This is a genomic window from Amycolatopsis sp. NPDC049159 (genome assembly GCF_040648295.1).
GTDB classification, from domain to species: Bacteria; Actinomycetota; Actinomycetes; order Mycobacteriales; family Pseudonocardiaceae; genus Amycolatopsis; species Amycolatopsis pretoriensis_A.
In genome coordinates, this window is the sequence record NZ_JBEZDL010000004.1 from 344966 (window position 1) to 369333 (window position 24368).

The following is a 24368-nucleotide window of genomic DNA, read 5'->3' on the forward strand; positions in this document are numbered from 1 at the left end:
TCTCTCCTGGTGTTGTTCAGCGGCCGGTCATGACCAGGGTGGTCACGGAGTTGGCGGGCAGGGTCAGCTTCGAAGTCGCCGCCAGCCCGGTGAGCTCCCTCGTCTGCGGCACGATGGCGGCCGGCGCGGCGAGGCTGTTGCGGCCCGCCGGGTCGCCGGTGAGCGTGGTGAGCGTCCCGGTGCCGTCGACCGCCGTGACGCCGGTGAGCGCCAGCCGCGCGGTCTGCACCTGTCCGGTCGGGTTGACGAGCTTGACCGTGAACGTCTTCTTCCCGCCCTTGGTGGTCACGTTGACCACCTGCCGCAGCGGGCTGCCCTGGTTGAGGCGGCTGGTCACGATCTGCTTGCCGAGCGTGCTGGAGAACATCTGCTGCACCCAGTACGACGGCGAGCCGTAGCTGGTCCCGGCGTCGAAGCCGATCAGGTTGACCGGCCAGCTGGACTGGTTCTCCTGCACCAGCACCGGCGCGTACATCGAGCCGATGACGACGTCGCTGTTGCGTTCCAGCCCGGTGAGGAACGCGGCCTCGCCGATGGCGGCGGCCAGGGTGCCGGTGGGCCGGCCGTCCTGGGCGCCGTACTCGCCGACGAGGATGTCCGGGCCGGAGCGGTCCGCGGTGTCGTAGCGGGTCGAGTTGTCGGTGAACCACTGCGGCGACTGGTAGTAGTGGTCGTCCGCGGCGTCCGGGCGCACGCCGGTCGGGGTGCTCGACGCGGCCCCGCCCTGCAGGCCGCCGGTGGTGGCGATGACGGTCAGCTGTGGGTACTTCGCCTTGACGGCGTTGTACATGTCGGTGAAGCGCCAGGCGTAGCTGCCCGAGCCGTCGAACCAGTCCTCGTTGCCGACCTCGACGTAGTGCAGGTCGAACGGCGCCGGGTGCCCGTCGGCGACCCGCTTCGCGCCCCACGTCGTGGAGGCGTCGCCGATGGCGTACTCGATCTCGTCGAGGGCTTCCTGGACGTACTGCGGGTAGTCGGCCTGGCTGACGTGCCGGCCGTCGAGGGTGTAGCCGGCGAACAGGGCCAGGAGCGGCTGAGCGCCGATGTCCTCGGACAGCTTGAGGTAGTCGAGGATGCCGAAGCCGTCGGTGGACCAGTAGCCCCACGCGGTGTTCTGGTGGCCGGGCCGCTCTTCCGGCTTGCCGATGGTGTTCTTCCAGGCGAACCGCGTGTCGAGCGTGTTGCCCTCGAGGAAGTTGCCGCCGGGGACGCGGAACAGGCCGAGCTTCATCGCCGCGAGCTTCTGCCCGAGGTCGAGGCGGACGCCGTGGTTCTTGAAGGTCGGCGGGAACAGCGACACCTGCTGGAACCAGGCGTCCCCGTCGAGGGCCTTCTTCGTCTTGTTCACCAGCGACACGACGATCCGGTTGTCGGTGGACGTCGTGATCGTCGACGGCGTGGTGAAGCTGAACGTCTGCTGCGCCCAGGCCGCGCCGGCCGGCTGGACGTCCTTGCTCGCCAGCACCGTGCCGTCCGGCTTCTCCAGGCTCACGCGGACGGCGCCCGTCCAGGTTCCGCGAGCGAAGAAGCTGCCAGTGTACTTGGTGGACGGCTTCGCGGCGACGCCGTAGTAGCCGACGTTCGCGGCGGCCACGCGCCCGCCGGCCGGGACCGCGTCGGCGTGCAGCTTCAGCGATCGGTCGAGGGCGGTGTTCAGCGGCGTGGCCGTGTCGACGGCGTAGGTGCCGGTGGCGCCGGCCGACGTGACCAGCGACCAGTACGGGACCGGGGTGTCGCCCGCGCCGCTGCCGCGCTGGTAGGCCTCCTTGAAGGTGCGGTTGCGGACGAGTTCCGCGTACAGCCCGCCTTCGACGGAGTGGCTGATGTCCTCGAGGATCGAGCCGTAGGTGGTCGGGCGGGTGTTCGCGCGGACGACGTTGGCGTCCACCGCGAGCTGGTTGGCGCCCGCGAGGGTGCCGATCTGGGCGGCGGTGAGCGGGAAGCGGCGCAGCTCCAGCTCGTCGACCGCGCCGGTGAGCCCGGCGCCGACCGTCAGGGGTGCCGCCGCGGTCCCGGAGGCCGGGCACGCGGAGACGTCGAGGGTGGTGCCGGTGGGGGTTCCGCAGGTGCTGGTGACCGCGGCGGCGTCGCCGTCGGCGTAGACGGTGAGCCGCTGGGACGCGCGGTCGAGGACCAGGGCGGCGTGGTGCCAGGTGCCGTCGGCGAGCCCGCCGCCGGTGGTGGTCACCCGGAGGGTGCCGACGCGGGCGGTGAGCTTGCCGCCGCTGACGCCGAGCGCGTAGCCGTCGCCGTGGTCCACCAGCGTTCCGTCCGCTGCCGTGCGGAACCACGCGGCCAGCGAGAGCGAGCCGGTGCCGGTGTCGAACGCGGGCGAGGTGCCCATGTCCACAGTGGACTTGCCGTCGAGCTGGACGGCCTTGCCCGCCGCACCGGCGGTCCAGGTCGCGCCGCGAAGCGTGCCGCCGGCCGCGTTCGCCGACGAGTCACGCGCGATCGTGCCGGTGCCTTCGTCGAAGTGCCACGAGCCGCTCGCGGCCAGTGCGGCGACGGCGGACGCGGTCAGCGGCATCGGGTACGCGCGGACGTCGTCCACTCCTCCGGCGAACCAGTCGGCCGGGGCGCCCGCCCACTTGCCGCGCCCGATGACCAGGTGCCCGGCGGCGGTCCACGGCGTGGTGAACGGGACGCTCTGCTGCAGGGTTCCGTTGACGTACAGGGAAAGCGTGCCGGCGGCGCGGTTGTAGACGCCGACGACGTGCTGCCACTGGCCGGCCTGTGCGGGCAGCGTCGACACCGCGGCGGAGGACGCCGAGTCGCCGTCGCCAGCCCGGCGGGTGAAGGCGAACCGGCCGTCGGCGGCGCGCTGGAGGTAGAAGCCGCTGATCGCCGAGCCGTCCACGCTCACCGCGGTCCGGAAGCCGGGGTCCGCGGTCGGTTTCACCCACGCGGACACCGAGAAGCTCTGCCCGGTGTCGACGACCGGGGCGGGGACGTCGACCGCGGCGCCGGTGCCGTTCAGCACCGCGCCGTGCGGGCCGACCACGCCGTCGCCCCAGCTCGCCCCGCCGGTCAGGGTGGCGGCGCGGGCGTCGAGGGAGTCGTCGGCCGCGGTGGTGCCGGTGCCCTCGTCGAGACCCCAGTGGCCGGCGATGGCCAGGCGGCCGGCGTCGGCCGCGGTCAGCGCCCCCGAGTAGGCGCGGACGTCGTCGATCGAGCCGTCGACGTAGTCCACCGGGTTGCCGCCGTACTTGCCGCGCCCGATCACCAGGTGCCCCGTACCGGCCCAGCCCGCGGGCGCGGAGACGGTGGCCTGGCGGGTGCCGTCGACGTAGAGCGAAAGCGTCGACGCGGCCGAGTCGAAGACGCCGGTCAGCTGGTACCACTGGCCGGCGACGGGGTCGAAGTTCGCGGCCGCGACGACGCCGTCGGCGGGCGCGTCCCCGGCGAGGCGGGTGAAGGCGAACCGGCGCGAGTCGTCGCGGAACTGCAGGAAGAAGTTGCTGACCTGATTGCCGTCGATGCTGACGAACGTCTGAAAGCCCGACGTCTTGTCGAGCTTGACCCAGCTGCTGACGGAGAAGCTCTCGGTGGTGTCCAGCACGGGCGCGCCGGCGTCGGCGAACCCGCTCGTGCCGTCGGTCGTCAGCGCGCCGCCGCGGATGCCCGGGCCCCAGCCCGCGCCGGGGTTCAGGGCGGCGGGGTGCTCGCCCGCGGTGTCGGCGGCGGTCGTCCCGCTGCCGTCGTCGAACGTCCAGTGCCCGGCCAGGCCCGGCTCGGGGCCGGCCGCGGCGGTGGTGACGGGCAGGGCGCAGAACAGGGTCAGGGCCGTGAGGAGGGCCAAGGGGCGCCGGAGGGAAGGGATCATCGGTGGCTCCCCCGGGTCACGAGGCGCTGCAGGACGATGAAGACGAAGAGGAGGGCGCCGGTGATGATCGAGGTCCACCAGGAGTTCAGGGTGCCGTCGAAGGTGATCAGCGTCTGGATGATGCCCAGCACCATGATCCCGAGCACGGTGCCCAGCACGTAGCCGGAGCCGCCGGTGAGGATGGTGCCGCCGATGACGACCGCGGCGATCGCGGTCAGCTCGAGGCCGACGCCGTTGAGCGGGTCGCCGGAAGACTTGTACAGCACCAGCAGCAGCCCGCCCAGCGCCGAGCAGAACCCGCTGATCGTGTACACGGCGATCTTCGTGCGGCCGGTCTTGAGCCCCATCAGCATCGCCGACTGCGCGTTGCCGCCGATCGAGTAGACCGTCCGCCCGAACCGCGTGAAGGCCAGCACGTACACCGCGACCGCGACGACGACCAGCGCGGCGACCACGCTGATCGAGATGTGCAGCTCCCCGCCGAGCGGGATCTGCGTCTGGGCGAGGGTCGCGATCGTCGCGTTGTCGATCGAGTACGCCTCGGTGCTGATCGTGTAGCAGAGCCCGCGGGCGAAGAACATCCCGATCAGCGTCGCGATGAACGGCTGGATCTCGAAGAAGTGGATGAGCGCGCCCATCCCGGCGCCGAGCAGCGCGCCGACCACCAGCACCACCGCGATCGCCGCGTACGCGGACCAGCCGTGCTTCTGCATCAGGTCGCCGGAGACCACAGTGGACAGTGCGACCACCGAGCCGACGGACAGGTCGATGCCGCCGGTGAGGATCACGAACGTCATCCCGACCGCGACCACGAGCAGGAAGGCGTTGTTGATGAACAGGTCGAGCACGACCTGCCCGGAGCCGAACGCGTCGTAGCTCGATGCGCCGAAGATGTACGCCCCGATCAGCAGCGCCATCGTCGCGAGGATCGGGAGGTGCCGCTGCTGCGGCCGGTAGCCCTTGATGCGGGTGAGCGTGGTCACGCCGTGACCTCCACCTTCTCCGGAGCGGATGCGGGGGCCGGCGCGGCCGGGCGGGCCTTGCGGCGGCGGAGCTTGCGGCGGAAGGCGGGCGACTGCAGCAGGCACACCGCCAGCACGACCACGGCCTTGAACAGCATGATCGCCTCGGGCGGGATGCCGAGGGCGTAGACGGTGGTGGTCAGCGTCTGGATGAGCAGCGCGCCGATCACCGCGCCGCCGATGGAGAAGCGGCCGCCGGTCAGCTGCGTGCCGCCGACGACGACGGCGAGGATCGCGTCGAGCTCGATGAACAGCCCGGCGTGGTTGGCGTCGGCGCTGTGCACGTTCGCGCTGATCATCAGCCCGGCGATGCCCGCGCACAGCGCGCAGAAGACGTAGACGAGCCAGGTCAGCCGCGCCGAGCGGAGCCCGGCCAGCCGGCTGGCCTCGGGGTTGCCGCCGACGGCCTCCACGAGCAGCCCGAGGGCCGAGCGGCGGACCAGCAGGGACGCGAGCACGAACACCGCGAGGGCGATGAGGATCGCGCTCGGCAGCGTCAGCACGAACCCGCTGCCGATCCACTCGTAGGGCGCGGAGTTGATCGTGATGATCTGACCGCCGGAGATCAGCTGTGCGATCCCGCGCCCGGCGACCATCAGGATGAGCGTGGCGATGATCGGCTGGATGCCGAGCGCGGCGACGAGCCAGCCGTTCCACACCCCGAGCACCAGGGAAAGCCCCAGCGCCAGCCCGACCGCGACGAGCGTGGCGCCCACGCCGTCGGGGTGGTCGGCGATCCACAGGCAGGCCAGCGAGCCGCTGATCGCGACCACCGCGCCGACCGAGAGGTCGATGCCGCGGGTGGCGATCACGAGCGTCATGCCGATCGCGATGAGGATCAGCGGGGCGCCGTTCTTCAGGATGTCGACGAGGTTCCCGTAGAGGTGGCCGTCGCGCAGTTCGATCGAGAAGAACGAGGGGCTCGCGATCAGGTCGCCCAGCAGCAGCGCGAGCAGCGCCACCACGGGCCAGAACAACCGGTGCTTGGTCATGAGACGGCTCCCTCGGCCATCGTGGCCATGATCTCGTCCGCGGTGAGTCCCTGGTTGTCCCGCTGCGCCACGACCTTCCGGTCGCGCAGCACGACGACGCGGTGGCTCAGCCGCAGCACCTCGTCGAGCTCCGCGGAGATGAACAGCACGGCCATCCCCTCGGCGGACAGCTGCGTGACGAGCCGCTGGATCTCCGTCTTGGCACCGATGTCGATGCCGCGGGTCGGCTCGTCGAGGATCAGCAGGCGGGGTTCGGTGATGAGCCAGCGGGCCAGCAGGACCTTCTGCTGGTTGCCACCGGAAAGGTTGCCGACCAGCGCTTCGGGGTCGGCGGGGCGGATGTCGAGCGTCTTGATGTACTTCTCCGCGATTTCGTCCTGGCGGCGCCGGGACAGCGGCCGCGCCCAGCCGCGGGACGCCTGGAGCGCGAGGACGATGTTCTCCCGGACGGTGAGTTCCTCGACCAGCCCTTCGGTCTTGCGGTTCTCCGAGCAGAACGCGATCCGGTGGTCGAGCCCGGCCCGCGGCGTGCGCAGGTTCGTGGCCTCGCCGTCGACGCGTACGGAACCGTGGTCGGCGTGGTCGGCGCCGAAGAGCAGCCGGGCGAGTTCGGTGCGCCCGGACCCGAGCAGGCCGGCCAGCCCGACGACCTCGCCGGCGTGGATGTCGAGCGTGAACGGCTCGACCCCGCCCTTGCGGCCGAGGTCCTCGGCGGCCAGCAGCACCGGCGCACCCGCGACCTCGGCCCGGCTCGGCCCGGAGTCCTCCAGGTCTTCGAGGACCTGCAGCTCCTTGCCGATCATCCGGGTGACGAGCTCGACCGGCGTGATGTCGGCCGTGCGGTACTCGCCGATCAGCTTCCCGTTGCGCAGCACGGTCATCCGGTCGGCGACGGCGAAGACCTGGTCGATGAAGTGCGAGACGAACAGGATCGCCAGCCCCTGCTCGCGCAGGGACCGGACGACCTTCAGCAGCTGCTCGACTTCGCCGGCGTCCAAACTGGACGTCGGCTCGTCGAGGACGAGCACCCGCGCCTCGACGTCGAGGGCGCGGGCGATCGCCACCAGCTGCTGCACTGCGATCGAGCAGGTGCTCAGCTCGGCCGAGACGTCCACGTGGACGTCCAGCCGGGCCAGGAGTTCCTCGGCCCGCCGCCGCATCGGACCCCACTGGATGCGGCCGAAGCGGCGGGGTTCCCGCCCGAGGCAGACGTTCTCCGCCACGGACAGGTTCGGGCAGAGGTTGACCTCCTGGTAGACCGTGCTGATGCCGGCCTGCTGGGCCTCGCCGGGACCGCCGAAGGCGACAGCGGTCCCGGCGAGCGTGATCGTGCCCGCGTCCACCCCGTACACCCCGGTCAGCACCTTGATCAGGGTGGACTTGCCGGCGCCGTTCTCCCCCATCAGCGCGTGGACCTCGCCCGGGAACAGGCGGAAGTCGACGCCGTCGAGGGCGAGGACGCCGGGGAACTCCTTGCGGATCCCGGTCATGGTCAGGATTTCGGCGGGCATGCGGTGACCTCTCAGTACTGCCGCTGCGGCAGGGCGGCCTTGGCCGACGCCTGGTCGAATTCGGTTTCCTGGGTCTCGATGCGGGCGGGCACCTGCTCGCCGGCGGACACCTTCTTGACCAGGTCCATCAGCTGCGGGCCGAGCAGCGGGTTGCACTCGACGACGTGGTTGATCTTGCCGTCGGCCAGTGCGGTCAGCGCGTCCTTGACGCCGTCGACCGAGACGATCTTGATGTCCTTGCCCGGGACCTTGCCCGCGGCTTCGATCGCCTCGATGGCGCCGAGGGCCATGTCGTCGTTGTGCGCGTAGAGGACGTCGATCTTGGGCTGGGACTTCAGGAAGGCCTCCATGACCTCCTTGCCCTTGGCGCGGGTGAACTCACCGGTCTGCGAGGCGACGATCTTGTACTTCGGGTCCGCCGCGATGACGTCCGCGAAGCCCTTCTTGCGGTCGTTGGCCGGCGCCGAACCCGTGGTGCCCTGCAGCTCGACGATGTTGACCTGGCCGGTGGCGCTGCCGTACTCCTTGGTCAGCCACTCCCCCGCCTTCTTGCCCTCGGCGATGAAGTCCGAGCCGAGGAAGGTCTTGTAGAGCGACTTGTCCGGCGAGTCGATCGCGCGGTCGGTGAGGATGACCGGGATGTTGGCGGTCTTGGCTTCCTTGAGCACGGTGTCCCAGCCGGACTCGACCACCGGCGAGAAGGCGATGACCTTGACCTTCTGCTGGATGTAGGAGCGGATCGCCGAGATCTGGTTCTCCTGCTTCTGCTGCGCGTCGGAGAACTTCAGCTCGATGCCCGCGGTCTTGGCCGACTCCTGGATGGACTTGGTGTTCGCCGTCCGCCACCCGCTCTCGGCGCCCACCTGCGCGAAGCCGAGCGTGATCGCCCCGCCGGAGCTTCCGGAGGAGCCCCCGCTCCCGCAGGCGGTGAGCAGCACGAGTCCGGCTGCCGCGGCCGCCGCGGCGGCCCATCGCTTCTTCAGCACGTTCACTCCTCGATCGACGGTGATCAAATCTGTTAGCGTTAACATTCGGAGCTGGTCTTCTTCGGGTTTCGCGCGTGCGCCGCTAGCGCGGGCCGGTGCTTTCGCGGACGATCAGCTCGGGGACGACCAGGGCGCGCGCGTGCTGGTCGCCTCCGTCCATCCGCTGGGTGAGCAGGCCGAACGTGCGCCGGCCGACTTCGATGAAGTCCTGGCGCACCGTGGTGAGCGGCGGCGTGAAGTACGCCGCCTCCGGCACGTCGTCGAAGCCCGCGACGCGCACGTCGCGCGGCACCGAGATGCCCGCCTCGGCGAAGGCGCGCAGCAGGCCGAGCGCCATCTGGTCGTTGCCGGCGAAGACGGCGTCCAGCTTCGGTTCCGCGGCGAGGGATCGCCCCGCCTCGTAGCCCGACCGCGAACTCCAGTCGCCGCGGATCACCCGCGGGGCCGCGACCCCGTGGCGTTCCAGGGTTTCGCGCCAGCCGAGCTCGCGGTCGCGGGCCTCCAGCCAGTCCTCCGGCCCGGCGACGTGCCAGACGGTCCGGTGGCCGAGGGCGAGCAGGTGCTCGGTGGCGCGGCGGGCGCCGTCGCGCTGGTCGACGGAGATGACCGGCACCGGCGCGGTCTCCCCGCCGCCGACGGCGACGACCGGGAAGTCCGCGGGCGCGGCTTCCAGTGCACGGCCCGCACTGACGTGCGGGGCGATGACGATGATGCCTTCGACCGCCTGACGGCGGAGGTTCTCCACCGCGTCGGCGATCGACGACCGGCCGGGCCGGCTGACGCTGGAGATCGTGATCGCGTACCCGGCTTCGCGGGCGGCGTTCTCGATGCCGTACAGCGTGCTGGCCGGACCGTACAGATTGGACTCGAGCGCGACGACGCCGAGCGTCCCGGTCCGCCCGGTGACCAGCGCGCGGGCCGCGGAATTGGGCCGGTAGCCCAGTTCCTCGATCGCCGCGAGCACCCGGGCCCGCGTCTCGGGGCGCACCGGGCCGGTCCCGTTGATCACCCGGGACACGGTCATGTGGGACACGCCGGCCACGCCCGCGACGTCGGTCAGGCTCGGCTGCCGCGTCCCGGCCGCGGTCACTCGCACGGGTCCGCCGGAGCGGGGTCGTTCGGCCACCGGCGTCCCCTTTCCGTCCGCGCCGACTGGGTCTGCGTCACCTGTTCCGGTGACGGCGAGGAGTAGTGTTAGCGATAACACCCTCGCGGTCAACCCTGGGTCGCGTAACGGTGTGGTCACGTGCCCCGGCCGCGGCCCGGCTCGGGCTTCGGCGCCCCGGCCTGCGGAAAGCTTCGTCCGTGATTCACCAGCTGCCCGGTGACCTCGGTGTTCAGCCGCATGTTCGCGGTCTCACCCGAGCGCGATCGTGGCCGCCACGGGCAGGTGGTCGCTCCCGGTCGCGGGCAGCGTCCAGGCCGCCACCGGCCGGACCCCGCCGACGAAGATCTGGTCGATCCGCGCCAGCGGCAGCGACGCGGGCCAGCTGAACCCGAACCCGTCCCCGGCTTCGTCCTGCGCGGCCCGCAGGCGCGCGGTGATCGGCGCGAGCGCCCGATCGTCGGTGGTGCCGTTGAAATCGCCGACGAGCACGGTCTTCTTCGCGGAATCCGCGGCGACGTAGGCCGCGAGCCGCTCGACGGCCGCGTCCCGGCCGTCGGCGGTGAACCCCGCGTCGAGGCGCACCCGCACCGACGGGAGGTGCGCGACGAAGACCGCGACGGGCCCCTGCGGAGTGTCCACTGTGGTCCGGAGGGCACGCGTCCACGGCATGATTTCGAGCGGCTGGGTGTCCCGGAGCGGGTAGGTGCTCCAGACCCCGACGGTGCCTTGGACGGTGTGGTGCGGGTACCGCGCGGCGAGGGCGTCTTCGTACTTCGGGACCTCGGACCGCTTGAGCTCCTCGAGCGCAACCACCTGCGCGTTCGAGGCGGCGAGCGCCCGCGCGGTACCGGCCGGGTCCGGGTTTTCGTCGTTGACGTTGTGCGAGACCACGGTGAAGTCCCCGCCGGTGCCGCGCTGGTCGAAGAGCCTGCCGCCGAAGGAGGCGCCCCAGCCGAGGGTGGGCAGGAGGAGCACGACCAGCGCGAGGGCCGAGCGGCGGAGCACGGCGGCGACGAGCAGGAGCAGGATCGGGACGCCGGTCCACGGGAGGAAAGTTTCGAGGAGGCTGCCCGCGTTGCCCGGCCAGTTGGGGACGAGCGGGTGCGCGAGCAGGAGCAGCGCGGTGAGCACGGCGAAGGCGGCGATGACGCGGCCGCGGCGCCAGACCCCCGAGCGCCGCGCCACCGGCACCGCGATCGGCTCGGTCGCCTGGTCGGTGGTCGCCGTCATCGGGTGGCCGCCGCGGGGAGTTCGTGCTGGATGGCCGCGATCAGGCGCCGGCTGTTCTCCAGCGCCGCCCGCAGGCCGGACGCCGGGCTGCCGCCGGGACTCTGGTGGAGCACCACGCCGAGGATCAGCTTGCCGCCTGGAGCCTGCGCCGCCCACATCAGGGCGCCGCCCGCCGCGGTGGACGAGCCCGTCTTCAGGCCGATCACGCCGTCGCGGCCGAGGAGGGTGTTGGTGTTGACCACCTCGCCCGGGACGCCGTCGACGCGCAGGTTCGGCGTGGCCACGATCGCGCGCAGCACGGGGATCTTCATCGCCTCGCGCGCCAGCCGCAGCTGGTCGGCGGCGGTGCTCGTGGTCGAGTCCTCGACGCCGCTCGCGCCGGTGTACGTCGTGCTCGTCATGCCGAGCGCCGCGGCTTCGCGGTTCATCTTGGCGACGAACGCTTCCTGGCTCCCGGCGTCCCACCGGGCGAGCAGCCGCGCGATGTTGTTGCCGGACGGCACCAGCATCAGGGCCAGCAGGTCGCGTTCGCTGATCCGGCGTCCCGCGCGCACCTGGGCGGTCGACTCCTCCGCCGACGTCGACTCGGCGTCGGCCTGCTCGTCGACGGTGATCTGCGGGCCCGGCTCGTCCGCGTCGAGCGGGTGGTCCTTGAGGACGACATAGGCCGTCATCACCTTGGTGACGCTGGCGATCGGCACCGGCTGCTGCTCACCCCGGCTGCCGAGCGAGCCCAGCCCCAGCACCTCGGCGCTGGACTGCCCGTCCGACGGCCACGGCAGCGCCAGGTCGATCGACGGCCGCGAGGCGCTCGCCCGCCCGGCGAGCTCCGGCGGGAAGAGCACCCAGCAGGTCACGGCGACGGCGACGGCCACCGCGGCGGCGACCCCGCCGACGGCGGGTGGGATGCGGGTACGGGACATGCTCTCCTCCGGGTGCCGGGGCACGCTCCACCGAGCGCACTCCGGCCACTCTCTCCGGGGAAGATCGCCGGCCCGTCGGGGTTGTTCGACAGGTTCGAACCAGAAGTGTCACAGGTCTGTACCAAGACGCCGCGACGAACGTCCCGGCCTGCCCGCCGCGCGCGACGTCATGATCGAGTCGTTCATGACGTCCGGCGAGGTGAAAGGGTCGTTCATGACGTCCGGCACTAGGGCTTCGGCAAAGTCCCGGTGGCGGCAGGTTCGGCGGCCGGCGTGCGGCTACGCCCGGGCTCGCACCACCGGACCCGGCCCGTCACACCGGTCACGCTCCCTCCGGCTGGACCTGAGCCGACGGGCCGGCCCGCTCGTTCGCCCTGACCCCGGTCCGGGACGTCATGAACGACCCTTTCACCGCGTCCGGTGCGGTGAACGACCCGTTCATGCGACAGCGCGAGCGCGTAGCGGTGATCCGCGCGGCCGGCGTGCCGGCGTCGGTGTCCCGACGTTGCGAACCGCCGGACCGGCCGCGCCGACCCGACTCTGCCCGGCCCCTGACCTCTGGCGAGGTGAAAGGGTCGTTCACGACGTCCCGAGCCCACCGCCGGCCAGCTCGCCGACGAGGGGAAAGAAGCGGGACCGGTCCGCTCCCCGCCGCGCACGGGGAGCGAGCCGGTCCCGCCGGTCCGGCCGCTCAGCTCACGTGGACGTAGTCGACCACCAGCTGCTGCGGGAACTGCGTGCTGCCGTCCGGGTCGCCCGGCCAGTAGCCGCCGACCGCGAGGTTCAGGATCACGAAGAACGGGTGGTTGAACGCCCACGCGTTGCCGCCGACGTCGGCCGGTGTGCGGGCCTGGTAGACGTTGCCGTCCACCGACCACACGATCTTGTCGGTCGACCAGTCCACGGCGTAGGTGTGGAAGTCGTCGGAGAAGTTCGGGCCGTTGTAGGCCGCGCCGATACCGCCCGAACCCGAGTAGCCCGGGCCGTGGATGGTGCCGTGCACGGTGTTCGGCTCGAAGCCGACGTTCTCCATGACGTCGATCTCGCCGCAGTTCGGCCAGCCGGCGCTGCCGATGTCGGTGCCGAGCATCCAGAACGCGGGCCACATGCCCTGCCCGCGCGGCAGCTTCATCCGGGCTTCGACGTGCCCGGACGACGTGGAGAACTTGCCGGAGGTGTTCAGCCGCGCCGAGGTGTACTCGCACGCGCCGTACCAGCAGTTGTTGCCGCTGTTCTCCTTCTTCGCGGTGATCACGAGGTGGCCCTGGCCGTCGAGGGCCGCGTTGGCGGTCCCGTCGGTGTACCACTGCCGTTCGTGGTTGTTGACGTTGTCGCCGGTCTCGTGGACCCACTTCGAACCGTCGACGCCGCTACCGGCGGCGCCGTCGAAGTCGTCGGAGAAGCTCGCGAGAACCGAAGCGGCCTGGCTCGGCGGGGCGGCCACCACGGCGCCGAGCACGAGCAGAGCGGCGGGGGCGGCCAGCAACCGGGCCGTCCGGCGCCACCGGGTGGGGATCCTGGTCGACGTCATTGTCGCCTCTTCTTCTTCCGCGGGCGACGGCTGGCGGCTCACCGGCGCCCTATTTGTTGTGGATCGCAACAAAGTATGGGCGCCCCGGTGGCGAAGAACAAGGATAATCGGTCGGACATTTTCCGACGTACCCGATGGTCCGGACCACCGGGTACTTTCGGGCAACTTCAGCGCTGGATGCAGTCGAGCCCGAGCCCGGCGGCGGTGAGGACGTACTGGCAGATGTGCGACGCGTGGGCGACATCGGTCCGGGTGCACGCCAGCGGGACGCCGAGCAGGTCGACCGAGCAGTAGGCGTAGAACTGGTTCGCGCTGCCGGGCACCGGATCGGCCGATGCCGGGGCAGCCGCGGCCACCACCGCGGAAACCGCGAGCGCACCGGCCGCCGCCAGGGAAGCGATTCGGGTCTTCATCGTGCTCTCCTCCCGCTTTCTCCCCCCGCCTGTCAGGGGTTTCGTGCTGATCAAGATTCCCCGCGCCGCGCCCACTCAGCTTCGCGTCACCGGAAAGTGTCACGCGGACGGACCGCGAACCGAACAGCCGATGAACACCAGAGTGCGTGATTACGTCCGAACGTAGGTACTTCCGAACACCTTCGATCATCTACCCTGGGCGCCGCTGCCCCGTCGAGGCCCCTGGAGGCTCCCGTGATGGCCGACCCGCACAAGCTCACCCGACGCGGTTTCCTCGGCGGGGTCGCCGCCGCCGGTGCCCTCGGCGCCCTGCCGCCCGGCATGGCCGAAGCCCTCGCCGAACCACGCGCCACCGGCAGCCTTTCCGACGTCCAGCACGTCGTGGTCCTGATGCAGGAGAACCGGTCCTTCGACCACTACTACGGCACGATGCGGGGTGTCCGCGGCTACGGCGACCGATCGGCGATCGTCCAGCCGAACGGCCAGGACATCTTCCACCAGCCCGATTCCGGACGCTCCGACGGGAAGTACCTCCTGCCGTTCCGGGTGGATACGACCAAAGTGGACGGTCAGGACCTCGGCGACCTCGGGCACGGCTGGGCCGACCAGCACCAGGCGATCGCCGGCGGCGCCAACAACGCCTGGATCCCCGCCAAGGGCGAGATGACCATGGGCTACTTCGACCAGGGCGACATCCCGTTCCACCGCGCGCTCGCCGACGCGTTCACCGTGTGCGACCACTACTTCTGCTCGGTGCAGGGCCCGACCACGCCCAACCGGCTCTACCTGTTCACCGGCACCATCGACGCCGCCGGCCAGGCCGGCGGCCCGGCGAACTACAACCCGGCCGACTACAAGCCGGTCTTCCGCTGGACGACCTACCCGGAACGCCTGCAGCAGCACGGGGTGTCGTGGAAGGTCTACGCCAACAAGGAGGTCGGCGACGCGGGCGGCTCCTTCGTCGGCGACTACGGCGACAACCCCCTGTGGCTCTTCCAGGCCTACCACCAGGACTACACGAGCGAACTGTCCCGGCGGGCCAGTGTGTTCAAGACCTGGGGCCCGGATTCGGGACGGGGCAAGGACGTCGACCACGTGCTGGCCGAGTTCAAGGCGGACTGCGCGAGCGGCTCGCTGCCGAAGGTGTCCTGGATCGTCGCGCCCTACGGCTACTGCGAGCACCCCGAGGCCCGGCCGGTCGACGGCGCCGCGTACACCCAGACCGTGCTGAACGCCTTGTGGGCCAACCCGAAGCTGTGGGAATCCACCGTGGTCCTCATCAACTACGACGAGAACGACGGCTTCTTCGACCACGTCGCCCCGCCGATCGCGCCGTCCGGCACCACCGGCGAATACATCGGCGGTCAGCCGATCGGCCTCGGCGCGCGCGTGCCGATGACGGTGATCTCGCCGTGGAGCCGCGGCGGCTGGGTCAGCTCCGAGGTCACCGACCACACCTCGGTGATCCGGTTCCTGGAGCGCTGGACCGGCGTCGCCGAGCCGAACATCAGCGCGTGGCGCCGCGCGGTCTGCGGCGACCTCATGACGTGCTTCGACTTCCGCACGCCGGCCACGCAGATCCCGCTGCTGCCGGACACCGCCGCGCTGCGCAAGCAGGCCGACGACACCCAGAAGAAGCTGCCGAAGCCGGCCCCGCCCGCAACCGGGAAGCAGCAGGTCCCGGTCCAGGAGCCGGGGACGCGGCCCGCCCGCGCGCTCCCCTACCGGCCGCTGGTCACGACGTCGCTGAGCGCCGATCGCAAGATCCTCACCACGACGTTCGCCAACCAGGGCACGGCGGCCGTCCAGCTGCTGGCCCACCGCAACGACGGCCAGACCGACGGCCCGTGGCCCTACGACGTCGCACCCGGGGCGCAGGTCAGCGACACGTGGCGGGTCCAGCTCTACGGCGGCGGCAAGTACGGCGTGGCGGTGCACGGGCCCAACCGGTTCCGCTGGGTCCTGACCGGGGACGCGAACAGCGCCGGCGCGGGCGTCGACGTCCTCGGCAGCTACACCGCGGAGAACAAGCTGCGGCTGACCATGCGCAACAGCGGGACGACCGCGGTCAAGCTGACGATCACCGCGAACCACTACCGCACCGACGGCCCGTGGACGTACGCGCTGGCCGCCGGCCAGACGGTGACCGACGACTGGAACCCGGTCGCGTACGGCTCCGGCTGGTACGACCTGTCGGCCACCCTCGACGCCGACCCGAAGTTCCTGCGCCGGTTCAGCGGGCACCTCGAAACCGGCGCGCCGAGCATCACCGGGTAGACGTTCACACTCTTGACTGTTGTTCAGCCCATTGACGGGCCGGACCGTGGTCGCCTATAAAGAGAACGTCCGGGTGTACGCCGCAACACCTCCGCTGTCCCCTTTTCCGGAGGCTTCTGGTGTCCCCACGAAGTGCCGTTTTCCTCGGTACCGCAACCGTTTCCGCCGTCGCGGTCGCCCTCGCCCTGACCGGCGGGGTGACCGCGCAGGCGGCCGCGGCGAACCTCTCCGCCGCCTTCGCGCAGTCGTCGGTCTGGACCGGCGGTTACGGCGGCGGCTACACGATCGCCAACCGCGGTGACGCGCCCGCCGTCGGCTGGGCGGTCGAGTTCGACCTGCCCGCCGGCTCGGCGGTGACCAGCTCGTGGAGCTCGGTGAAGACGCAGACCGGGCAGCACTACAAGTTCACGAACGCCGGGTTCAACGGCACGATCGCCCCCGGCGCCACCGCGAGCTTCGGCTTCAACGTCTCCGGCGCGGGCCTGCCCGCCGCGTGCACGGTGAACGGCGCCGCGTGCACCGGCGGCGGCCAGGTCACCACCACGCCGACGACGACGGCCACGCGCACGAGCACCAGGCCGCCGGCCACGACCACCACTCCCCCGCCGAGCGGCGACGTCGTGAGCGTCTCGACGGCCGCCCAGCTGCAGGCCGCGCTGGCGAACGCGGCGCCGGGCCAGGCGATCAAGCTGGCGGCCGGCACCTACCGCGGCTCCTTCGTCACGACGAAGCCCGGCACGGCCGCGGAACCGATCACCCTTTCGGGGCCGTCGAACGCCGTCCTGATCAACGACGGCCCGTCCGGTGACGCGCCCGACTGCCCGGCGCCCACCCCGGGCTGGGACTCGGGCTACGGCCTGTGGCTCTCGGGCGCGCCGTACTGGAACCTGACCGGGTTCACGGTCCAGGAGTCCAAGAAGGGCATCGTCGTCGACGACTCGCCGCACACCACCATCGACGGAGTCACCGTCCACCACGTCGACGAAGAGGCGATCCACTTCCGCCGTTCGTCGGCTGACAGCGTGCTGAAGAACTCCACGATCACCTACACCGGGCTCGTGCAGCCCGGCTACGGCGAAGGCGTCTACCTGGGCTCCGCCAACTCGAACTGGGCCTGCCACGGCAACTCCGGCGGCGTCGACCGCGGCGACCGGATCCAGGTGCTGGACAACCACATCGGGCCGTTCATCGCGGCCGAGCCGATCGACGTCAAGGAAGGCACGTTCAGCGGTGTGATCCGCGGCAACACCTTCGACGGGCGCGGGATCAGCGGCGAGAACTCGGCCGACTCCTGGATCGACGTCAAGGGCATCGGCTACACGATCGAGGACAACACGGGCACGTTCTCCGCGCCCGGCACGTTCGCCAACGGCTACGAGAACCACAACACCAGCACCAGCCCGTCGTTCGACAACGGCTGCGGGAACGTCTGGCGCGGCAACAAGTCCGACCTCGGCGGGGCCGGCGACTACGCGATCAAGATCAGCTCGGTGTCGAAGTGCTCGGCGAACCCGAACGTGGTGTACGCGTCGAACACCGTGGCGAACGCCAGGTCGGGCCTGACGAATATCCCGGTCACGCCGTAGTCCTTCCCCTTAAAGGTGCATGGCCAGCCACAGCGCCACCCACGCGGCGGCGGCGATCAGCGCGCCCGCCGCCGCCGCGAGGAGCACCCGGTGCAGGCCGCGGGCGGGTTTCGCCGGTGTCTCGATGTGGTCCATGGAGTCGATCATGAACCACGCGGGCCGATCACGACAGCCGGCGCGCTCGTCCGGGCGACCCCTGCGCGGGGTACCCCGGGCGACGCACGTCACCCCCGGAACCCGGAATACCCGCCCGCCCGGCTCGTTGTAATGGGTGTCAGGGCGGCGATCCGCCCGGTCCCCCGAAACCCCCGTTCCCTCCCGGGGTTCCCCCGTGCTCCTGGGCGGGAACGGGCCTCACGGCACGATCGCGTCGACGTACCCGCCGTCGACGCGCACCGCCGCGCCGGTGGTGGCCGACGCGAACGGGGAACTCAAGTACACCACCAGGTGCGCGATCTCCTCGGGCTCGATCAGCCGCTGCAGCAACGACTGCGGCCGGTGCCGCTTCATGAACTCGCGCTGCGCCTCTTCCCACGGCAGGTCCTTGTCGACCAGCTCGTAGACGAAGTCCTCGACGCCGCCGGTGTGCGTCGGCCCGGCGATCACGGCGTTGACCGTGACGCCGGTACCCGCCGCGTGCTTGGCGAACCCGCGGGAGACGCCGAGCAGCGCCGTCTTCGACACTCCATAGTGGATCATCTCGGCCGGGATCACGATCGCGGAATCGCTGGCGATGTACTGGATCCGGCCCCAGCCGCGTTCGATCATTCCGGGCAGGTAGGCGCGGGTGAGGCGCACCGCGGCCAGGACGTTGACCTCGAAGTAGCGGCGCCAGTCGGCGTCGGTGATGTCGAGGGGTTCCTGGGCGCCGAAGATGCCGAGGTTGTTGACCAGGATGTCGGCGTCGGGCACCTCCTCGACGACCTGCGCGGCGCCGGCCTCCTCGGAGACGTCACCGGGGGCCGGGAGGAAGTCCGCGTCCGGCAGTTCTTCGCGCAGCCGCGCGATGGCCTTGAGGACTCCGGTTTCGCTCCGGCCGTTGATCGCGACGCGGGCACCCGCGGCGGCGAGGCCCGCCGCGATCGCCGAGCCGATGCCCTGGGTGGACCCGGTGACCAGTGCCGTCTTCCCGCTCAGGTCGACCCGCATCGTGAAAGCCCTCTCTCCGCTCGGCGTCCCGCTCCCCGGCCGATTCAAGCACAGCCGGGGGGTGCGCACCGGCTGGAAAACCGGTTGCCCCTTTTGCCCGGTGACCACACCATCTGCGCATGACTTCCCGCCGCACACCGCTCCCGACGGCCGCCGCGACCCCCGCGCCGGTCCAGCGGCAGCGCGGCCCCCGGAGGCCGATCCCGCCGGCGCTGTGACCGCCGCGCTCGTGGCCGGCCTGGTGGCCGGCTACGGCATCGCGATCCCGGTCGGCGCCGTCGGCACCCACCTGGTCGCCCTCACCGCCCGGACGTCGCTCAAGACCGGCTTCGCGGCCGCTCTCGGCGTCGCCACCGCCGACGGGGTGTACGCGCTGGTGGCCGTGCTCGGCGGCGCCGCGATCGCGGGGGTGATCACGCCGATCGCCGGAGCGCTGCGGCTGGTTTCGGCGGGGATCCTCGTCGTGCTCGCGGCCCGCGGCGCGGTACTGGCCCTGCGGTCGCACCGGGACGTCACCGAACGGCCCGTGCCACCGCTCACCCCCGGCCGCGCCTACGCCGGCTTCCTGGGCATCACGCTCGTCAACCCGGCGACGGTCGTCTACTTCGCCGCGCTGGTGGTCGGCGGCCGGGCCGGGACCGCGGTGCCGGTCCTCGACCAAGGGGTGTTCGTGCTGGCCGCGCTCGCCGCCTCGGCCAGCTGGCAAGTCCTCCTCGCGGGCGGCGGTGCGCTGCTCGGCCGGGTGCTCACCGGCCCGTGCGGCCGGCTGGTGACAGCGCTGGTGTCGAGCGCGGTGATCACCGCACTGGCCGTCCGACTTGTCCTGGCTTGAGCGAAACCCGTTGTCCTGTAACGGTTTGTCCGAGCCACCGGCGCACACGGGAAGACGTTTCCCGCCCCGTGACGGCGTTAGGCTCGGCCTCGACGACAGGAGGCGGTCATGGACATGCCGATGACGGGGATGTCGGGCTGGGACACCGCGGGAGCCGTCCTGATAGTCCTCTGGGCGCTGGCCATGTGGGCCGCGGTCGGTGTCCTGGCGTACGCGAACCGCGGCCCGGTGCGGCCGTGGGTCTACCGCGGCTCGGCCGCGGTGATCGGCATCGGCGTGCTCGGGCAGCTCGGGCACGTGCAGGAGCACATCGCCCAGGCCGGGTACTGGCTCGGCCACCCGAACGCGCCCGCGTGGATGACACCGTGGGGCACCGGGCTCGCGAACGGGCTGCAGGCGGTGCTGCCGAACCGGCCGACGTTCGGGATGGAGCTGCTGCACCTGACCGGCAACTTCATCTTCCTGGCCGGCCTCGCCGGCGTCATGGTGATCACGCGGCGGGCGCTCAAGACCCGCGCCCGCCGCTGGGCGAAGATGGGCGTGTGGATGCAGGGCCTGCACGGGCTCGAGCACCTCGTCCTCACGCTGTCGGTGGCGTTCGGCTCGCGCGCGATCGGCCTGTCGACGTTCTTCGGGCTCGTCGACCCGGGCCCGGGCCTGACCACCTACCGCGTCTGGTGGCACTTCATCGCGAACGTCGCGGGCTCGATCATCTTCGGGCTGGCGTTGTACCACCTGTGGAAGGAACGCCGGGAAGTGCGGGCGACGTTCTTCGTGCGCCCGCTCCCCGAAGTCACCCGGCGGGCGGCGTAGCGCAGGTCAGCGTCGGCACCGCCCAGTCCGCGTGGTCGTTGCCGTTGCCGTCCCCGCCGTCGCTCACCAGCAGGTCGAGGACCTGGGCGCCGGTGACGTCGACGTCGATCGGCACCGCGGCCTGGCCGCCGCGGACGACCGGCGTCGTGACGCGGGTGGTGCCGTCCACCGACACGCTGAAGGCGACGCTGCCGCCGGTGCCGGTTTCGCCGTCGACACCCACCGAGGCCGTCAGCCGGGTGCACGTGCCCGCCAGGTAGAGCTGGACGTCGCTGGCCGCGTGGGCGCCGAGGCCCTTCGCGTACGCCACCCCGCCGATGGTCATCGGCTTGCCGTCGCCCGCGCCCGCCTCGCCGTTGCTGGTGTCGCGTTCGACCGGGCCCCAGCCGTTCGTCGCGGTCAGGAAGGGCAGCGAGCTCACCGCGACCTGGCCCGCGGGTGGCGCGGGCGGCACCGCGCCGACGATCCGTTCCCCGGTCACCGAGCCCGGGCGCCCGGCCTGCCGGTAGGCCACCGCCACCTTCAGCGCCGCGGTGTCCACTGTGGACGGCGGCGTCACGGTCCAGGTGAACGTGGCCGAGCCCCCGCCGTCGATGCGCGCGGCCGAGGGCGGTGAAGCGGAACCGGCCGTCCACCCGGCCGGGAGGGTCAGCGCCGGTTTGACGTCGAACGCCGGCGGCGCGCCCGCCGGAACCCGCACGGTCGCCGACGCCGTGAACGGCTGCCCGCCCGAGGCCGTGTCCGGCGCGGTGAGCGACACGCCCGCGGTCGGTGCCGGCGGCATCGCGTACCGCGCGGGGTCGTAGCCGGGCGAGGCGTTCGGCCGGACGGTCAGCGGCGAGCGGTGGCTGCCGTAGTTCGTCCAGGCGATCTTCCCGAGCCCGCCGGTGCTGCCGTCGAGGTTCCACACGGCGACGGCGATCGTGTTGTGCCCGTTGGGGTTCAGCACGCCGTTCGGGATCGGGAAGCTGTGCTGTGGCCCGAGGTGGTTGATGTACTGGCCGAGCTGCCAGCCGTTGACGAACAGGAGCGCCCGGTACTGCCGCGCGGGGTCGTCGGTGATGGTCAGCCCGAGCGAGGTGTCCTGGCCGCGCGGTAGGTCGAGGTCCGCGGTGGTCCGGTACCACGAGACGCCCGGCGTGGTGTCCTTCACCGGCAGGGACGCCGGGGCCCAGTTCGCGTCGGGGAAGCCGGGCAGGGACCAGCCGGCGCGCTCGCCGTAGAGGCCGCCGGTGTTGAGCGTGCCGCGGACCGGGTCGAGGCCGGTCTCGCCGCCGCGGACGCCCTGCAGCCGCCAGGTGACCGACGTCAGCGGCGCGCCGGTCAGCCGGGCCGCGGTGAGGCCGCGGGCCGCCTTGTTGCCGTTGTTCGCGCCGTAGTCCTCCTCGTGGCCCATGTTCACGGTCAGCACGGAGATCTCGTTCTCGCCCGGGCGCAGGGCGCCCGCGGGGAAGGTGAACGTGTGCTGCGGGTCGGTCGAGCTGCCGAGGAAGACTCCGTTGAGCCACGCCGAGAAGGCGCCGGCCGGGCCGCCGCTCTGGCTCGAGAGGGTGATCCCGGTCTGCTTGCCGTCGCCGGTGAACCGGCCGCGGTACCAGGTGTTGCCGGTGTGGAAGCCGTAGTCGTCGGCGAAGAGCACCGGTTTCGTGCCGAGCGTGGTCGAGCTGTTGCTGGTGTCCTTGTCGGCCACCGGCCACGCCGAGTCGTCGAACCCGGGCCGGCTCTCGGGCGACTCCTGCTGGTGCTTCCACCCGGTCAGCGCGGGCAGGGTGACCGGCGCGGCGGTCGGCGCGGTGCTCGTGAGGCTGCCGCTGGACGTCGGCTTGACCGGCACCGGGGAACCGTTCCACAGCACCGACTTCGCCGCCGTGAAGACCTCGAACGCGCCGTCGGTGCCGGTGTCGCCGGTGAGGGCGAGGGTGCCGTTCCGCGTGGCCGCGGTGCGGACCAGATCGGTGCCGCGGACCAGGACCGGGCCCGCCGCGGTGTCCTGGCGCCAGAACGTGGCCGCCATCGCCTTGTCGGCGAGCAGCAGGAGCAGCGGCCGCGCGCCGGGGGCGGTGACGAGCACGCGGGCCAGGCCGTCGTGGGTGTAGTTCAGCCGCAGGTCGCCGCGGGCGGCGTCCCAGGTGGACGTCGCGGCGCCGCCGAGGACCTGCACGGACGGCTGCTTCGCGAACCGCAGGACGGTCTCCCCCGGCCCGCCGTGGTCGCCGTAGAGGACGGCGACGTCGCGGCCGCCGATGGCGGCGGACGTCATGACTTCGGACGTCGAGTACTGCATCCGGGTCTGCCCGAGGTCGTAGCCGGCGACGAGGATCTTCGACTGGCGGCCGTTCAGCGTGAGCCCGGTGCCCGCCTGCTGCGGCACGACCGGGTAGTAGTCGGTGCTGCCGGAGAGCAGGTCGACGGCGTCGACCACGACGAACGGGCCGGTGGCCTTGGCGTTGCGCTGCCCGGTGACGGTGATCTTCAGCGTGTGCGCCCCGGCGGGCAGGTCGCGGACCTGGTAGCCGGTGACCTGGTTCTGCTTGCTCGCCGCGTAGAGATCGACCGTGTCCACTTTGGACCCGTCCAGGGAGACGTCGGCGATGCCGTGGCTCGGGTCCTTCGACGTCACCCAGCGGATCCCGGTTCCGGTGAAGGGAATGCTGACGCTGTCGCCGGTGACCTCCGAAAAGGACTCCGTGTGCTGGTAGTCCCCGCCGGTGTAGTCGACCTCCGGGCCGACGTGGCTCCAGGTGCCGGTGTAGCCGACCTCGGCCGCCCGGTCGTCGTAGGTGTAGCCGGCGCGCGCGGCGAGGTCGAGCGCGATGCTCGTGGTGTTCGTGGCGGTCGACGTCGAATCGGTGTGCCGCAGGGTGTGGAACTGCGTGCGGGTGTCGGGGTTGATCCGCGCGGTGTCGGTGAGCGCGGGATCGGTGAGCGGCGCGGCGGCCAGCCCGTCGGTCTTGGTCAGCGGGGCGACGGACTGGGTGAAGGAGCCGATCAGCTTGTCCTCGGCGTACTTCGGGTCGAACTGGCGGCCTTCGGTGATCGCGGCGCCGTAGTCGTAGGAGGTGTAGTTCTGCGGGATCGCGCTCCAGCCCCACGACGTGCCGCCGTGCAGCATGTAGAAGCTCTGCCCGGTCGCGCCGACGGCGATGTTCTGCTTGTAGAAGACGTTCGCGAACTGGTCGTTGATCAGCTGCGCGCACTTCTCGTAGCCGGGACCGCCCCACGGGTCGAAGGCCCCGCCCTGGAACTCGGCGGTGATGAGCGGCTTGCCGGGGACGTGGTCGTAGCTGATGTCGGGGACGCCGTTCCACCGCGTGGGGTTCGAGCAGTCGAAGCCCTGCGGGTAGGAGTCGGCGGCGTCGACGTCGAGCGCGGCCTCCCCGGCGTTGAAGGTGCCGTTGTTGTTGCCGACCAGCGGGACGGTGATCCCGTCGGCGCGGGCCTTGTCCTCGAGGTGCTTCATGTACGCGCGGCCGTCGGCGTTGCCGTTGTAGTACTCGTTTTCGACCTGGTAGGCCAGGACGCTGCCGGTGCCGTCGGTCAGCTGGTGGCGGGCGATGATCCGGTCGATCTGCGTCTGCCACTCGTCGGAGTACTTCAGGTAGCCGGGATCGGCGCTGCGGGTGTGGCCCGGAGTGGTGGACAGCCAGGTCGGGAAGCCCCCGCCGTCGACCTCGGCGTTGATGTAGGGCCCGGGCCGCGCGATGACGTAGAGCCCGGCCTGCTGCGCCATGTCGAGGAGCTTGTCGAGGTCCCGGATCCCGCTGAAGTCGTAGACGCCCTGACGCGGCGAGTGGTAGCCCCAGTCGAAGTAGAGCGAGGTCGAGTTGAAGCCGGCGGCCTTCATCTTCTGGAAGATGTCGAGCCACAGGTCGGGGCTGGGGAGGCGGTAGGAGTGGAACTCGCCGGACCAGAGGTAGGTCCGCTGCCCGTCGACGAGGAAGGAGTAGCCGTCGTAGGTGACGGTGTGCCCCTGCTTCGGTGGCGCGGCCGCGGCGGCTTGCGGGACGGTCACCCCCGCGACCGCGAAGACCATCGCGAGCAGAGCGGTCAGCAACGTCCGGACGCGGCGCATGTGGCCTCCTGACACTTCCTGGCACGGCGGGGGACCAGAATCGAACACGATCCTTTGCTGATCACACAGAAGCGGTCAAGATACAACACCGAGATGG

At 71.4% G+C, this 24368-nt stretch carries 16 protein-coding genes and 1 pseudogene; 4 read left to right on the top strand and 13 right to left on the bottom strand.

Annotation, left to right across the window (positions count from 1 at the left end; translation table 11 throughout):
• Positions 1-16: 16 nt before the first annotated feature.
• The 10 genes and pseudogenes from AB0B33_RS10450 to AB0B33_RS10495 all read right to left on the bottom strand — a co-directional run bounded on the left by AB0B33_RS10450 (position 17) and on the right by AB0B33_RS10495 (position 13542).
• Positions 17-3826 (bottom strand): LamG-like jellyroll fold domain-containing protein, encoded by a 3810-nt coding sequence (locus AB0B33_RS10450; RefSeq protein WP_360769338.1) that lies wholly within the window; start codon positions 3824-3826, stop codon positions 17-19.
• The gene (yjfF, locus tag AB0B33_RS10455; RefSeq protein ID WP_247023688.1) at positions 3823-4809 is read right to left on the bottom strand and encodes a galactofuranose ABC transporter, permease protein YjfF; all 987 of its coding nucleotides are present in this window, start codon (positions 4807-4809) and stop codon (positions 3823-3825) included. Before yjfF ends, AB0B33_RS10450 begins: the two co-directional genes overlap by 4 nt.
• A complete protein-coding gene (locus tag AB0B33_RS10460; RefSeq protein WP_360769341.1) occupies positions 4806-5840 on the bottom strand; it encodes an ABC transporter permease in 1035 nt (344 codons plus the stop codon). The genes yjfF and AB0B33_RS10460 overlap by 4 nt, the downstream gene beginning before the upstream one ends.
• Complete coding sequence (locus AB0B33_RS10465; RefSeq protein WP_360769344.1) at positions 5837-7351, bottom strand: sugar ABC transporter ATP-binding protein; 1515 nt, start codon at positions 7349-7351, stop codon at positions 5837-5839. Before AB0B33_RS10465 ends, AB0B33_RS10460 begins: the two co-directional genes overlap by 4 nt.
• Before the next feature lie 11 nt (positions 7352-7362).
• Positions 7363-8343: an ABC transporter substrate-binding protein gene (locus AB0B33_RS10470; protein WP_247023691.1), complete on the bottom strand. Its 981-nt coding sequence runs from the start codon at positions 8341-8343 to the stop codon at positions 7363-7365.
• A 76-nt stretch (positions 8344-8419) separates the two neighbouring features.
• A complete protein-coding gene (locus tag AB0B33_RS10475; protein ID WP_247023692.1) occupies positions 8420-9463 on the bottom strand; it encodes a substrate-binding domain-containing protein in 1044 nt (347 codons plus the stop codon).
• A gap of 231 nt (positions 9464-9694) precedes the next feature.
• The gene (locus AB0B33_RS10480) at positions 9695-10675 is read right to left on the bottom strand and encodes an endonuclease/exonuclease/phosphatase family protein (RefSeq protein WP_360769347.1); all 981 of its coding nucleotides are present in this window, start codon (positions 10673-10675) and stop codon (positions 9695-9697) included.
• Positions 10672-11598, bottom strand: a complete 927-nt coding sequence (locus AB0B33_RS10485) for a serine hydrolase (protein WP_360769350.1) — start codon at positions 11596-11598, stop codon at positions 10672-10674. Before AB0B33_RS10485 ends, AB0B33_RS10480 begins: the two co-directional genes overlap by 4 nt.
• A gap of 694 nt (positions 11599-12292) precedes the next feature.
• Positions 12293-13129: pseudogene (locus tag AB0B33_RS10490) on the bottom strand (glycoside hydrolase family 16 protein); the annotation flags it as partial.
• Positions 13130-13296: 167 nt separating this feature from the next.
• Positions 13297-13542: a hypothetical protein gene (locus tag AB0B33_RS10495; protein ID WP_360769353.1), complete on the bottom strand. Its 246-nt coding sequence runs from the start codon at positions 13540-13542 to the stop codon at positions 13297-13299.
• A gap of 237 nt (positions 13543-13779) precedes the next feature.
• On the opposite strand from AB0B33_RS10495, the gene AB0B33_RS10500 reads away from it, so the two are divergent.
• Positions 13780-15819: a phosphocholine-specific phospholipase C gene (locus AB0B33_RS10500; RefSeq protein ID WP_360769356.1), complete on the top strand. Its 2040-nt coding sequence runs from the start codon at positions 13780-13782 to the stop codon at positions 15817-15819.
• Between the two features lie 119 nt (positions 15820-15938).
• Complete coding sequence (locus AB0B33_RS10505) at positions 15939-17405, top strand: cellulose binding domain-containing protein (RefSeq protein ID WP_360769359.1); 1467 nt, start codon at positions 15939-15941, stop codon at positions 17403-17405.
• Between the two features lie 9 nt (positions 17406-17414).
• Here AB0B33_RS10505 and AB0B33_RS10510 read toward each other — a convergent pair whose 3' ends face one another.
• Together AB0B33_RS10510 and AB0B33_RS10515 are read right to left on the bottom strand one after the other, a co-directional pair.
• Positions 17415-17540 (bottom strand): hypothetical protein, encoded by a 126-nt coding sequence (locus AB0B33_RS10510; protein WP_264086318.1) that lies wholly within the window; start codon positions 17538-17540, stop codon positions 17415-17417.
• 219 nt (positions 17541-17759) lie between these two features.
• Positions 17760-18554, bottom strand: a complete 795-nt coding sequence (locus AB0B33_RS10515; RefSeq protein ID WP_247023698.1) for an SDR family oxidoreductase — start codon at positions 18552-18554, stop codon at positions 17760-17762.
• Positions 18555-18768: 214 nt separating this feature from the next.
• On the opposite strand from AB0B33_RS10515, the gene AB0B33_RS10520 reads away from it, so the two are divergent.
• Both AB0B33_RS10520 and AB0B33_RS10525 read left to right on the top strand, forming a co-directional pair.
• On the top strand, positions 18769-19386 hold the full coding sequence (locus AB0B33_RS10520; RefSeq protein WP_360769362.1) for a LysE family transporter: 618 nt from the start codon (positions 18769-18771) through the stop codon (positions 19384-19386).
• A 108-nt stretch (positions 19387-19494) separates the two neighbouring features.
• The gene (locus tag AB0B33_RS10525; RefSeq protein WP_360769365.1) at positions 19495-20199 is read left to right on the top strand and encodes a DUF6008 family protein; all 705 of its coding nucleotides are present in this window, start codon (positions 19495-19497) and stop codon (positions 20197-20199) included.
• On the opposite strand, the gene AB0B33_RS10530 is transcribed toward AB0B33_RS10525, so the two are convergent.
• Positions 20180-24271, bottom strand: a complete 4092-nt coding sequence (locus AB0B33_RS10530) for a beta-galactosidase (RefSeq protein ID WP_360769368.1) — start codon at positions 24269-24271, stop codon at positions 20180-20182. The two genes, AB0B33_RS10525 and AB0B33_RS10530, sit on opposite strands and share 20 nt — an antisense overlap.
• Positions 24272-24368 lie beyond the last annotated feature (97 nt).